This is a genomic window from Methanosarcina sp. WH1, assembly GCF_000970005.1.
GTDB lineage: Archaea > Halobacteriota > Methanosarcinia > Methanosarcinales > Methanosarcinaceae > Methanosarcina.
Window position 1 is genome coordinate 3,254,214 of sequence record NZ_CP009504.1, and the last position, 12,312, is coordinate 3,266,525.

Genomic DNA, 12,312 nt, shown 5'->3' on the forward strand with positions numbered 1-12,312 from the left:
TATCCATCCAGATTTTTTCCCCATGCGCAGAATAATTCTTGCGTCCGCATCCCCAAGGCGAAAAGAACTGCTTAAACAGCTTATCGGAGATAATTTTGTTGTTTACCCAAGTTCCTATGAAGAACTCCCTCAGCCGGGGCTGAGCCCTGCAGAACTGCTTCTGAAGCACTCTGTCGAGAAAGCCAGGGATGTGGCAAAACACTTTGAATCCGGGCTAGTGATCTCTGCCGATACCTCGGTGCTCTATAACGGAAAAGTTCTGGGAAAGCCCGGATCTCATAAAAATGCTGAAAAAATGCTGGAAAAGCTGAGCGGAAAAAAGTTCAGGGTCGTAACCGGGCTTACAGTTCTGGACCTTGAGAGCGGGAAGGAAATAAGTGAATCCGAATCTACAAACGTTTGGCTGGCTGAATTAAGCAAAGAGCAGATTTCAGCTTACGTCAGGACGGGGGAACCCCTGGATAAAGCCGGGGCTTTTGCAGCTCAGGGAAAAGGAGCGGTGCTGGTGGAAAAAGTGGAGGGGGATTTCTTTAATGCTGTAGGGCTCCCTCTTTTTCGGCTGGGAAAAATTCTGGAAAGGCTTGAGGTTTCGGTATTTGATGAAAGCTTTTCCTGACTTTTCTTTCACGCCGGAAGCTTCAGGCTCTTTTATCGGAGTATTTACAGGAGCTGCAAAAGTAATAAAGCAATTGGAAGTAATATTAAGAGATAGGGCTAATAGTAGATAGGACTAATTTACCTGAAATAAAATCACCAGAGGTGTTCCGAATGCTGCAAGTCTACAATACCCTGACACGAGAAAAGGAGATATTCAAACCTGTAAAGGAAGGAGAGGTCTCGATCTATGCCTGTGGGCCAACGGTCTACAATATGCCTCACATAGGAAACTATCGGACCTTTCTGATGACTGACAATATCGTACGAACCCTCGAATACTTCGGGTATAGAGTAAAACTCGTGATGAACATTACGGACATCGATGACAAAACTATCAGGGACTCAAAAGCAGCCGGGATGTCTCTTAAGGCCTTTACGGACAAATACACGGCCGAATTTTTCAAAGGCCTTGATATGCTGAACATAAAGCGGGCTTTTGCATATCCAAGGGCTACAGAAAATGTTGACGGTATGATCGAACTTGCACGGAAACTGATTGAAAAGGGGATGGCTTATGAAAAAGACGGGTCTGTCTATTACAGGATTTCAGGGTTTCCGGAATACGGCAAGCTTTCAAAGCTCGATTTTGATAATATCATAATTGGCGCGTCTGTGGATGTGGATGAGTATGATAAAGACAATCCAAGGGATTTTGCCCTCCTGAAAGCCTCAACGCTTGAGGAGATCGAAAGGGGGGTCTGTTATGAAAGCCCCTGGGGAAAAATCCGTCCTGGCTGGCATATAGAGTGTTCAGTAATGGCAATGAACAGTTTCGGCCCTACCCTTGACATCCATACAGGAGGTGTGGACCTGATCTTCCCCCACCATGAAAACGAGATCGCCCAGTCCGAAGGTGCAACCGGAAAGCCCTTCGTATGCACCTGGATTCATGGAGAGCACCTTATAGTTGAAGGGGAGAAGATGAGCAAGTCCAGGGGAAACGTTTTCACCCTTCCCGAGATTGTTGAAAAGTATGGGGGGGAGGTGGTCCGTTTCATGTTCCTTTCAGTACACTACCGGAAAAAGCTGGACTATTCCGCTTCCTTTGCAGAAAACGCAAAAAACAATTACTTACGGCTTAAAGAGACCCTCGAAAACCTTGAATTTGCCCTGAAGGGTGCTGACAATGAATCAGATCCTGGAGATCAAAAAACCCTTGAAGCCCTTCAGGAACTTGAGGCTCAGTTCAGGCAAGCTCTTGAAGACGATTTCAATACCCCAAAAGCTCTGGCCGTTTTCAGGGAACTTTCGCGCACAGCCAACTTATACCTTGAAGCCGGGAAAAACAGGGAGGTCCTGGAAAAAGTTTACTCCCTTTACAGACAGTTTTCGGATGTCCTGGGTCTATTTGCACAGGCAGGCAAAAAGGAAATCCCGGGAGAAGTGGTCAGGCTTGTGGAGGAACGTGAAGCTGCCCGAAAAAAGAAAGACTGGGAAACTTCCGATGCCCTCAGGGAGAAAATAAAGGCATTGGGTTATGTCGTACAGGACACAAAAGAAGGGCCGAACGTAAGGAAAGCCGAAGAAAGTTACAAGGCATAGGGATTAAAAGAAAAGGAATTGGAATTAAAAAAAATATATAGAAATTAAAAGAAAGAGGATAGAAATTAAAAGAAAGAGGATAGGAATTAAAAGAAAGAGGATAGGAATTAAAAGAAAGAGGATAGGAATTAAAAGAAAGAGGATAGGAATTAAAAGAAGAGATATAGAAATTAAAAGAGCGTAAACGGCATACCGGGTAAGCCAGAAATAATATAAACTCCTGATTCCTCAGCTAACAGACGCCCCCGAATCTTCGGTTTTTTTTACGAAAGTCGAAGGTAGAATGCCATCAACGCCCCATATTTTCGTTATTTACTAACCTCTAACTACTATTCTGTCCTATGCTGTGTACTGAATTCCTAAGCGATAACCAAGCCAGGGAAACCAGAACCAATTTGATCTTACTTCGACTCTGGAACAGAAGGTAGAGCCTGTGGACTTATGAACAATAGTTCGAGGTATGAAGCAGAAAACTCGTTATTTCAGTAATGGGTAATTCACTTTCCTGAGCGGCTCCGGCAGAAAGGATCAGACCCGAATTTCTTCATTTTCTCCGGGTGTTTTTTCGGCAGAGATCTGCAGTTGGGAGGATTGAAGTGAGGAGTATAATTCGTTTAGGCCCTTCAGAATTTTGAACCCTTTTTCCGTAATCATATAATCCCCTCTTTCGTGCTGCTGCAGGATAAGCCCACTGTCCATAAGTTTCTGCAGATGGAAGAGCAGGTTTCCGCCTCGAAGGCCTGTAATTTCGGAAAAGGCTGAGAAGCTTTTCGTCTCAAAAGCCACAGCCCTCAGAATTTCCAGGCGCTGGGGATTGGATACCGGTTCAAGGACTTCTCTCAGAAGTCCGCTGGTCTCAAGGGCTGAAATATCAGGCTTCTGCTCCTGATTGCTGGCATAAATCCTCATTGAGCGCATAAGGTTGACCTGTTTTGTGAAAAGGCTGGATACTTCGGAGAAACACTGCTCACATTTGCTGTAAGGGGCTCCACATCTAAGTTCATCGAGTTTTTCCCTGTTTCCTGAAAGGAGTGCCTCATCTACCCTGCCCTGTTTTACAAGCCCTGCGTTCCTCTGGAGAAGGGCTGTAAAGGAAGACCTGCAGTTTTCTTTTTCAGGGCATTTCTTTACCATATTTCTTTCAAGTCCACTATTGATATCTTCATAGAGGTGGCTGAGAATTGCATTTGAGTATTCCTGCCTTGAGCATTCCATAGCAGTTTCAAAGCGCAGCCTGTTCGAAAATTCCATAACTTTCTTGATATCGCTATGCATATCGCAAAGCTTTTCCCTAATAGCCTTTATTTCCACCATTTCCGGGTCTTTCGGGTCTTTCGAGCTTTCAGGGAAATTTTCTTTTTTCCTGCCACTGTCTTTCATATATTTTATATATTATGGCTTTAGATAAAAAGTTTCTGTTACAACCTTAAAGGTCATTGGGCTAGATGAATTATCTCAGGGCACAGGAGTGCATTTAGTATATTATGATGCCGATTAAGTATAAATGAATGACTGGCTGATTATTAATGGCATAAATGCCAACGACTGTAAGAAGGAGGTGAATAAAATATGGTAAAGTGTGGAATTTGTGGAGGGGAAGCCCCGAAACAGCCCTGTATAACTGAAGAAGGAAACTGCGACCTCTGCGGTAAAAAGGTTGCTCTTGCAGAAGAACAGGAAAAGAAGAAAAGTGAGAAATGAATGGTACAAATACCATTTAACTAACTACACACCACTCAAAAAAGAGATTTACAGCAGTAAATGCCTTCAAAAACAGGGTAATTACTGTTCTTTCTTTTTTAAAAATGAAAATCTAAAATACAACAGTGCTCTGTTTTAAATCTAAAATACAACGGTTCCATGTTTTTAACCTTCGTCTGACTACGGACGGAAGGGTAATCATATGATCCAGAAGCCGATTATGGCCAACCAGCCTGATAAACCTCTGTCTAGAAATATATCTACTCAAAAATGCGGGGCTCTTGAAGGAAAGAATAAGTACAAGCCGTGCAAAGTAATTCTTCATATGAAATCCAAGCTTCTTACCCTTATCCTTGCCCTTTCGCTTATTGCAAATGCTTACTTTGTCTTATTTTATCAAGCCCCGGTTGAGGGGGAGCAGGTCCAGGAAATGCAGGAACGTATAAATTCCCTTGAAAAGGAAAATGAGAGGCTTGAAACAAAGGTAACTCAGGATAACCAGTCTCTCCAGTCCTATGCTTCCCAGCTTGACTTATACCGTAAAAGAGTCTTTGAGCTTCAGAATGGCTCTCAAATGTGTCCTGTGAGCATAGAAGGATTCGCTACTCTCCAGGGGCCTGCAGTTTTCCAGACAGTCCAGACCGAGCAAAACGGTCCTTTTATCAGGCAGTCGGTTTCTGAAGAAGGTACCCTGATCAATATCTCGGTTGAAATTCAGCCTGGAAAAGGCCGCGTGCTTGTTCAGACAACCCCTCTTATGGGTGTGGTCTTTCAGGATGCAGCAAACACTGCAGTCTTTGTAGCTGAGAGTAAAACCGGAAAGCAACTCTCAAGCAGTGATATCATCTTCAGCATTACCGCTAAAGATGAAATCCCCGGTGTAGAGGGTCCCAGTGCAGGTGCTCTGATGACCCTTCTTACAATTTCTGCAATTGATAATTCCACCCTTAATGATAGTATAACCCTTACCGGCACTATTGACAATGAAGGCAATATAGGAAGAATAGGCGGACTCGTCGAAAAAGCCAAAGCAGCAGAAGCCGGGGGAAAGACTCTCTTCCTTCTGCCCAGAGAAAACAGCGAGCTTGTCACTTATAAACTTTCAACCCGGAAAATCGGAGGCTTTGAAGTCGTCCAGAGAGTTCCGGAAGTTGTGGACGCCGAGAAATATATCGAGGAGAATGTCGGAATAAACGTCGAGTACGTGGACACGATTCAGGACGTGCTGAAGTATGAAGGATTTAAACTCAAATGAAATGTAAAATCGATATGATGTTAAAATATATAAGACGGAAAATCGAGACCGTTCTACAATTAATATTCCCAAAAAAGTTTGGAAAGGGGGGTTTTCCTTTTCCTCCCCTTTTCATTTTTCTTTTAACGGCTATTATGGGCTATTTTATAAATCAGACCGGAAAATCTTCGATTTTCTCTAAAAAGTAGACTTCCGGTTTGCCAACAACCCCTGCTTTTTGCATTGTCTTTTTCAGGTCTTCGGATTCTATGAATCCAGTTGCATTTTCTTTATTATCCCACTCAAAAAGAATAAACAGGTCGTTTGTTTCGTCCGAACTGCAGTAAAGCTTTCCGCCTTTACATCCTGCTTTCCTTCTTGTAGCTCCGTTTTCGTCAAAAACAGATTTCCATCTGGAATAGTCCTCTACTTTATGTTTTATAACAACATATACCATATCAGTCCCTCTCTTTTATAATATGGACGTTTTTATAAAAAAAGCTGTTTGAACTCTTCCCCGGGCCCCCTAATAAATAAATTAGCCGAGTTCCACCACATATTATATTTTATAATAGTTATAATAATTAGATCTAAACTTCTATCTCCTATTTTTGATTCCAAAGGTAACCAGAGTGTTTGAAAAATTAACCCCTAAACAGAGGAAAATATCCACCCGGGTTGGGGGGCTGCTTGCCCTTGTGGGAAAGGCGATGTTTCTGTTTTCAATCCTTAATTTCCTGATGATTTCCCGGCTTCAGTATTACAGTGAAGGGGACTCGTATATCAGGATCGTTTTTCCGCATTATTTGCTCTTTCTTGCGGGGTTGAGTACCATAGGCTTTGTTGCGATGTGGCTGGTGTACACTTATGTCCACCGAGCAAACAGCGTTTTTCCCAGGAACAGGCAGTTAAGGACAACCGGAGTCCCATGTATGACAGGATCCTTGAAGTGTAGGAAGAGCTTGCCAACCTGCGGAAGATGATGAAAAAGCTTTCGGAAAAGGTAGAAAAGCTTACGGAAAAAGAGTAGAGATGAGCAAAAGTTTAGATAACAAAGAGTTGAGAGAGATAACAAAGAGTTGAGAGGTAAAAAAGGTAGGGTGGAGAGTACTTTCATTTGTTTGTTTCTGGTATTCAAAGAATTTCATGTGAGTTTTTTTTCCAGCCTGCAGTTTTTCTTTCATGTTTTAATAATTCCAATTTTGGAGTTCCTTACAGGTTGTTTTCAGTTAGATTGTTTTACTATTTTTGTTTTTTTAAGGATATGACCTTCTTAATACGATAAATTTATATATTTATACGTGCTTTTATTTAGTGGTAAATCAAGTTTGCTTGATTTGCCTCATAAAGCCCATTTTAAATCTCCGTAATTCTGCAGACTCCTAAAACAATTTGCCTTTGAACCTCCATTTTTTTCCTTTTTTTATCTCCCAGAGTTGATTCTCTCTTTCCCATCCTTTTCACTCTTTTTTCCATTTTTCACTCTTTTTTCCATTTTTCACTCTTTTTTCCATTTTTCACTCTTTTTTCCATTTTTCACTCTTTTTTCCATTTTTCACTCTTTTTGATTCCCTGTGCCATGATGTGGAAATAAATCGAGTACCTTCAGGGATTTTCATTGCCAGCCCAAAGTTTATCCGTTGATACGATAATTATGCAGGAAATCCAAACCTGTAGATAAATGCATGAACAGATCCTCATTTCTTGTTATCATACCCGATTCTACGGTTTATCTGATATTCTGGTGAGAACCATGGCTGACACAATTCACTGGGCAGACGTCATAGCCGAAGACGTATTAAATAAGAGTGGCAAGCATCTTGTTGCCACAGGAATCACTCCCTCCGGACATATTCATATAGGCAATATGAGGGAGGTTGTAACTGCTGATGCTGCTTACAGGGCCCTCCTTGATAGGGGGTCAGATGCCCGTTTTATCTATATTGCCGACAACTACGACCCTCTGCGCAAGGTTTACCCTTTCCTCCCTGAAAGTTATGCTGAGCATGTGGGAAAACCAATTTCAGAGGTTCCCTGCCCATGCGGGGAGTGTGCAAACTATGCCGAGCATTTCCTGAAACCTTTCCTTGAAGCCTTAAGGCGCCTGGGCATCAATCCCGAGGTCTTCAGGGCTGATGAAATGTACAGGTCAGGACTGTATACTGAAGCAATAAAAACCGCCCTTGTGAAAAGGAATGAAATTGCAAAGATCCTTGAAGAGGTCTCGGGAAAAACAGTTGCAGAAGATTGGAGCCCTTTCAATCCCCGCTGTAACGAGTGCGGGAAAATCACGACCACGAAGGTCACGGGTTTTGACCTGGAAGCCGAAACTGTGGACTATGTCTGTGCCTGCGGTCACTCAGGGAAGGTGCCAATGGCAGGAGGAGGGAAACTCACCTGGAGAGTGGACTGGCCTGCCCGCTGGGCTGTCCTCGGGGTAACTGTAGAACCCTTCGGAAAAGACCATGCCTCAAGAGGCGGCTCCTATGATACCGGAAAGCGAATAGTAAGGGATATCTACGGGCACGAGCCACCCCACCCTATCGTCTATGAGTGGATAATGCTCGGAAAGCAGGGGGCGATGTCTTCCTCAACGGGAGTGGTCGTCTCGATTTCGGATATGCTTGAGGTGGTGCCTCCGGAAGTCCTGCGCTACCTGATCATCCGCACAAAACCTGAAAAACATATCCAGTTCGACCCCGGACAGCCTCTCCTCACCATGGTAGATGAATACGAGCGGCTCAGGGAAAAATTCCGGAAAAATGATCCCTCCCTGGGGGACTTTGAAAAGAGAATTTACGAGCTCTCCAGGGCAACCGGTATCTGCCACCCGGAAATTCCTTTCAAGCAAATGGTGACAATCTACCAGGTTGCCAGGGGGGATTTCGATCAGGTGCTGAAGATCGTAAAACGGTCAGGCTTTTCAATTGAAGATAAAAAGTGTATAAGAGAACTTGTAGATAATGTATCCAGATGGCTTGAACTCTATGCCCCGCCTTTTGCCAGGTTCAGTGTAAAAGAGAAGGTGCCTGTGCAGGCAGCAACTCTTTCGGAACTCCAGAAAGTTTTCCTAGGGGCTTTCGCAGACCTTATCGAAGCGAAAGAGGAAATTAGCGGAGAGGAATACCATATGCTGGTCTATTCTGCAAAAGAAGAAGGTTCTGAGCTGAGCAAGCTGATCGCGGAAAAGTTAAATGCACCGGTTCCGCAGGTGAACCCGAAAGACCTTTTCAAAGCTATTTACACCTCAATTCTCGGGCAGAGCTCGGGTCCGAAAGCCGGCTGGTTCTTATCTTCTTTTGAGAAGGACTTCCTGATATCCCGGTTCAGGGAAACTTCAACATACATCCCTGAAAAACGCATGTGAATGAAACCAGATGAATATGGGAAAAGATCGATGAATGTAGAAACCGACAATGGGCAGGTTATAAAGGGTATGGGATTTCCGGACCCCTTGATTCCTGGCAAGGTTGGAATAGAAGATCTGGATGCATCAAAGGATATGGAAATGCCGGTGAAAAAACCTGCAGGCTCTTCAAAAACAGGCTCTTCAAAGACAAGCTCTTCAAAAAAACATTTCCTCGCCTGGGACAAGGAATATGCCCACCTCAAATGGGGGGGCCCTGCGTCTATCCGGAACTTGCAGACTTATCTTGCACTAGAAGCAAGAGTCCTGGATGCAGGCTCAGGAAACGGAAGGTATCTTGGGGAGCTTTCAAGGCACTACAATACTTTCGGGACTGATATCTCTTTAACTGCCCTTAGAAGTTCCCGTGCGCAGCTTTCAAGGAGTGGCAGGTTTGCAGAACATCTTGGGGCAAGTGTGCATGCCCTTCCTTTCAAACCCAGGTCATTTGACGGGATTCTCTGTTACGGTGTGCTCCAGCACCTTTTTAAAGAGGAGCGAGAAGCTGCTGTCAGGGAATTCTTCCGACTTCTCTGCTCCGGCGGTTTTATTTTTTTTGAGGCTTTCGGCTGTAAAGATATGCGCTGCGGAGGAGAGCCTTCAAGCCCATTTGAAGAAAAGACTTTTATCCGGCAAAACGGGATAATTTATCATTATTTTACTGAAGAAGAGGTAAAGAGACTTTTCTGTGGATTTGAAGTTCTTAAACTGGAAAATGCAACAAAAGAGAAAATTTTTAGAGGGAAATCTTATCAACGGCATATGTTCAGGGGAGTTTTCCGGAAACTTTGAACTTAATTGAGGTTCTACCAAAATTGATAAAAATGCTTTAAAATAAAAAAATCGGTCAAAATCACGTATTTTGACAAAAAATTACCTTTAAAACCTCTAAAATAATACTTCGAAATGCCTTTGAATACGAATTAAGCTCAAAAATTGATATAAAATTACATTTACTTTAAAAATTAGAATTTATTGCAACTTATTTACATAATTTACATAAAAACATAAATATTTATTATGTTTTGAAAGTTCAAAAGAAGTTTATTTCCAAATTAATGAGTTATTTATTACTCCAATATTAATTATAGATAAAAAATATCACCGAAGATTACAATAGAAGATGGGACATGTGACCAAGAGAATCGGTGATCTAACGCTGGAATCACATAGATAAAAGCAAATCCTATATAAGTAAATCCTTGTATAATCTTTTGATACTTTTCTTTCTCTTCGACTACTCCGATTTCAAGTGACACAAACAATACAATAGAGTAAACCCATGCTTCCAAGAAATTAAGTGAACGAGCAGGAATAAACAGAAACAGTACTATCATGACAATGCTCTCTAAAAATACAAGCATTATTCTTCGCTTTATAATATTCTGTCTATAGATTAATTTGGGAGTATTTGATTGGCATTACTCATTTATTTCACCACCAAATCAAGTTATTAAGGTTTTATCGAAAAAAGACTCTTCGCTGTTTCGAGTGGTAACTTAATCCCAGTTCCTAAATATCGACGTAACATGTGTAAGATTTAGACAACTTAACATGTATAAGATTTTAGCCCCCTCTTTATTTCGTTATTCAGGAAAGGCTTGTACTTCCTTTCTTTCTCTAATCCCGTAATTTACAGTCATCCCCACTAAAAGTACAGCTAAAGAGCAGTATTTTTGAACAGAACTCCTTGTAGATCTGTGCAAATTCTCCATAGAGTATGCTTTCTTAGCCAATTTGAATATATCTTTTATGATTGATCTCACAGATCTAAATTCTTTCCATTTGCTTATTAGCTCTTTAAATTTTGCAATTATTTTTTTGTAGATTTTAATTTCCTTTTTAGTTTTTCGTAAGAAAAATATCCTCTATCAGCATAAACAATGTCTCCTGCTTTTAATATTCCCCGTCTTTTGAGTTCCTTAAGTATTTCGGGATAAATTTTAGGTTCAGATACATTTGCTTCATTAATCAGAAAAGCTAAAGGTTTCAATGTTTGATATTCAAGTGCAAGAGTCAGTTTCATGCCAATGAAGAATCCTCTATGAGTTGAGTGGCCCCACTTGTATTCTTTGTTTTCCAGGTTTTTTGGTAATCTTTTTTGCATGCCAGTTCAGGTTAAGGTTTATGTCAGTACTGTCAATGATAATGCCTATTGATCCGTTTTTTCTCATAGGGTATAATTCGTTCAAGAGTTCAAAAACAAAATAAGTAAACTGGTTTGGTTCATACTTACTAAGAATGCCATAAATTTCATTTTCAGTTGGTACCGAACTGATTTTTAGAAAATTTCTCAAGCTTTCCCTTTCGTTTAATTCTCTGATAGCATAGGAAATTTCTCTGGAAAAACACGCTTAAGAGTACGATTTTAATTGCAGGCACTGATCTTGAGAGGGGCACAATGCCCCTCCTTGTAAGTATTTACCTGCAAAATCTCAAATCAAAAACATTTAATATTTCGGATAACAATTTCCATTTGAAATCTTCGTTTAGTGGAATAAGCGGAGCTTTTATAATATATCGCCAGAAGAGGATAGTATATCCTCCTCAATAAAATTTACGGTTTATTAAGGCTTTAATTAAAATTTAATTTAAAAATAAGATGTACTTTTTTTAGGAAAACTGTGATCTAATTTAATTGATATAAAAAAGGACAAATATGGTTCAATTTAAGGATGAATTAGAGAGGATCCTAACTGAAAATGATAGTTGGGGGAGGAAGTAAAGGCTGGAATAAAGGGGGAATTCGAGCGAGAATAACAAATATGCTATGTTGACCTATGAAAATTATCTCTCATTGTTGAAATGAAATAAAAATTGAAATGGGTATTACCCAATTGTACAAGTTAAAATAGTTATGAGACAGCCTGTAAATATTTGATTTTTATTTTCATAAAAAGGCTAGCTTAAGGTAATTAAGCACAATTATTACAAGGGCTCCGAAAATTCCTCCTATTGCGCAGACCAGAACTGCTACCCAGGTGATTGCAATTTCAAGTCCTAACAAAAACTTTGCTACGATCAGGGTTAAGATCCCAAGCACTGCATTTATTGCAAGGCTGGTGGCAGTTTTGAGGACTTTGTACAGCACAAAAGCCGCTACAGCTGCCAGAATTAATACTGAAATCTCGGGAACTCCAACTACCATAGATTATACATAGTGTTCAAATTATTTATATTTATCATTGAGTTTTATGAACCAGTTGTGGCTTTTTGGTAATTTGTGCCGGATATGTTCGAAAATGATCTCTAGCCTTATCTATTTAAGAAAGCAACAATATTTTATGGCATTTTATTCCTCAGAGAAACCGGAAAAATTTCACAATAATTTCCTTAAGTGCTGCCTCGTTTGAATAAGTCCTTACCTCCAGTGAAGGATCCGGGTTCCCGAGCACCATTGCAGAGACTGCCGCTTCGGGCCTGTACAGGCAGAGCACGGGAATTTTCCGGTCAAGCGCCCTGCATATTTCATAGCCCACCCCCGTAGATGGTACTGTCACCTCTGCAATCAGCGCATCGCTTTTTGCAAGCAGACCCATATCTCTATCATAGATCTCCTGTTCAGTCATTTTTGATTCAGTTTCTTCCAGAGCGGGATCTGCAACATGCCAGCTGAGTACTTTGGCTCCTGCTTCTTCGAGGGCGTCGTACATAAATCGATATGTCTCAAGAAGCTGTCTACCTCCCCGAATCGAACCTGACAGAAAAATTTTTGGACTCTGCCGTTCTGCGATTTTCTTTTTTTCCATTCTCCTACCATCATCCTTATTTC

The 12,312-nt window shown here is 41.3% G+C and carries 11 protein-coding genes and 1 pseudogene; 7 read left to right on the top strand and 5 right to left on the bottom strand.

All coding sequences use genetic code 11. The features are described 5' to 3' along the window. Positions 1 to 22: 22 nt before the first annotated feature. Both MSWH1_RS14285 and cysS read left to right on the top strand, forming a co-directional pair. Positions 23 to 616, top strand: a complete 594-nt coding sequence (locus MSWH1_RS14285; protein ID WP_048129590.1) for a Maf family nucleotide pyrophosphatase — start codon at positions 23 to 25, stop codon at positions 614 to 616. 152 nt (positions 617 to 768) lie between these two features. Continuing rightward, positions 769 to 2,199, top strand: a complete 1,431-nt coding sequence (cysS, locus tag MSWH1_RS14290; RefSeq protein WP_048129592.1) for a cysteine--tRNA ligase — start codon at positions 769 to 771, stop codon at positions 2,197 to 2,199. 528 nt (positions 2,200 to 2,727) lie between these two features. On the opposite strand, the gene MSWH1_RS14295 is transcribed toward cysS, so the two are convergent. After that, complete coding sequence (locus MSWH1_RS14295) at positions 2,728 to 3,579, bottom strand: winged helix-turn-helix domain-containing protein (protein WP_048129594.1); 852 nt, start codon at positions 3,577 to 3,579, stop codon at positions 2,728 to 2,730. A gap of 189 nt (positions 3,580 to 3,768) precedes the next feature. On the opposite strand from MSWH1_RS14295, the gene MSWH1_RS20610 reads away from it, so the two are divergent. Together MSWH1_RS20610 and MSWH1_RS14300 are read left to right on the top strand one after the other, a co-directional pair. After that, positions 3,769 to 3,900 carry a hypothetical protein gene (locus tag MSWH1_RS20610; RefSeq protein ID WP_255350466.1) on the top strand — a complete coding sequence of 44 codons (132 nt, stop codon included), beginning with the start codon at positions 3,769 to 3,771 and terminating at the stop codon, positions 3,898 to 3,900. Between the two features lie 202 nt (positions 3,901 to 4,102). Then, positions 4,103 to 5,155, top strand: coding sequence for a S16 family serine protease (locus tag MSWH1_RS14300; RefSeq protein WP_231585428.1), 1,053 nt, complete (start codon positions 4,103 to 4,105; stop codon positions 5,153 to 5,155). Between the two features lie 151 nt (positions 5,156 to 5,306). On the opposite strand, the gene MSWH1_RS14305 is transcribed toward MSWH1_RS14300, so the two are convergent. After that, entirely contained in the window at positions 5,307 to 5,591 is a 285-nt protein-coding gene (locus MSWH1_RS14305) for a hypothetical protein (RefSeq protein ID WP_048129596.1), read from the bottom strand. 175 nt (positions 5,592 to 5,766) lie between these two features. On the opposite strand from MSWH1_RS14305, the gene MSWH1_RS14310 reads away from it, so the two are divergent. From MSWH1_RS14310 to MSWH1_RS14320, 3 genes are all read left to right on the top strand, one after another. Continuing rightward, positions 5,767 to 6,117: a hypothetical protein gene (locus MSWH1_RS14310; RefSeq protein ID WP_231585427.1), complete on the top strand. Its 351-nt coding sequence runs from the start codon at positions 5,767 to 5,769 to the stop codon at positions 6,115 to 6,117. Positions 6,118 to 6,887: 770 nt separating this feature from the next. After that, positions 6,888 to 8,501, top strand: coding sequence for a lysine--tRNA ligase (gene lysS / locus MSWH1_RS14315; protein ID WP_048129598.1), 1,614 nt, complete (start codon positions 6,888 to 6,890; stop codon positions 8,499 to 8,501). A 30-nt stretch (positions 8,502 to 8,531) separates the two neighbouring features. Continuing rightward, positions 8,532 to 9,332 (top strand): class I SAM-dependent methyltransferase, encoded by an 801-nt coding sequence (locus MSWH1_RS14320; protein WP_369798536.1) that lies wholly within the window; start codon positions 8,532 to 8,534, stop codon positions 9,330 to 9,332. 794 nt (positions 9,333 to 10,126) lie between these two features. Here MSWH1_RS14320 and MSWH1_RS18550 read toward each other — a convergent pair. The 3 genes and pseudogenes from MSWH1_RS18550 to MSWH1_RS14345 form a co-directional block, all read right to left on the bottom strand. Beyond that, positions 10,127 to 11,054, bottom strand: a pseudogene (locus MSWH1_RS18550) (transposase). A gap of 376 nt (positions 11,055 to 11,430) precedes the next feature. Further along, positions 11,431 to 11,688 carry a pro-sigmaK processing inhibitor BofA family protein gene (locus MSWH1_RS14340; RefSeq protein ID WP_048129604.1) on the bottom strand — a complete coding sequence of 86 codons (258 nt, stop codon included), beginning with the start codon at positions 11,686 to 11,688 and terminating at the stop codon, positions 11,431 to 11,433. A 151-nt stretch (positions 11,689 to 11,839) separates the two neighbouring features. Further along, on the bottom strand, positions 11,840 to 12,289 hold the full coding sequence (locus MSWH1_RS14345; RefSeq protein ID WP_048129606.1) for a nucleoside 2-deoxyribosyltransferase: 450 nt from the start codon (positions 12,287 to 12,289) through the stop codon (positions 11,840 to 11,842). Between the last annotated feature and the right edge of the window lie 23 nt (positions 12,290 to 12,312).

Bases quoted from the DNA above. Each gene is read 5' to 3' on its own strand.
- MSWH1_RS14285 (WP_048129590.1), top strand. From the start codon at position 23: ATGCGCAGAATAATTCTTGCGTCCGCATCCCCAAGGCGAAAAGAACTG.
- MSWH1_RS20610 (WP_255350466.1), top strand. From the start codon at position 3,769: ATGGTAAAGTGTGGAATTTGTGGAGGGGAAGCCCCGAAACAGCCCTGT.
- lysS (WP_048129598.1), top strand. From the start codon at position 6,888: ATGGCTGACACAATTCACTGGGCAGACGTCATAGCCGAAGACGTATTA.
- MSWH1_RS14300 (WP_231585428.1), top strand. From the start codon at position 4,103: ATGATCCAGAAGCCGATTATGGCCAACCAGCCTGATAAACCTCTGTCT.
- MSWH1_RS14340 (WP_048129604.1), bottom strand. From the start codon at position 11,688: ATGGTAGTTGGAGTTCCCGAGATTTCAGTATTAATTCTGGCAGCTGTA.
- MSWH1_RS14345 (WP_048129606.1), bottom strand. From the start codon at position 12,289: ATGGAAAAAAAGAAAATCGCAGAACGGCAGAGTCCAAAAATTTTTCTG.
- MSWH1_RS14320 (WP_369798536.1), top strand. From the start codon at position 8,532: ATGAATGTAGAAACCGACAATGGGCAGGTTATAAAGGGTATGGGATTT.
- MSWH1_RS14295 (WP_048129594.1), bottom strand. From the start codon at position 3,579: ATGAAAGACAGTGGCAGGAAAAAAGAAAATTTCCCTGAAAGCTCGAAA.
- cysS (WP_048129592.1), top strand. From the start codon at position 769: ATGCTGCAAGTCTACAATACCCTGACACGAGAAAAGGAGATATTCAAA.
- MSWH1_RS14305 (WP_048129596.1), bottom strand. From the start codon at position 5,591: ATGGTATATGTTGTTATAAAACATAAAGTAGAGGACTATTCCAGATGG.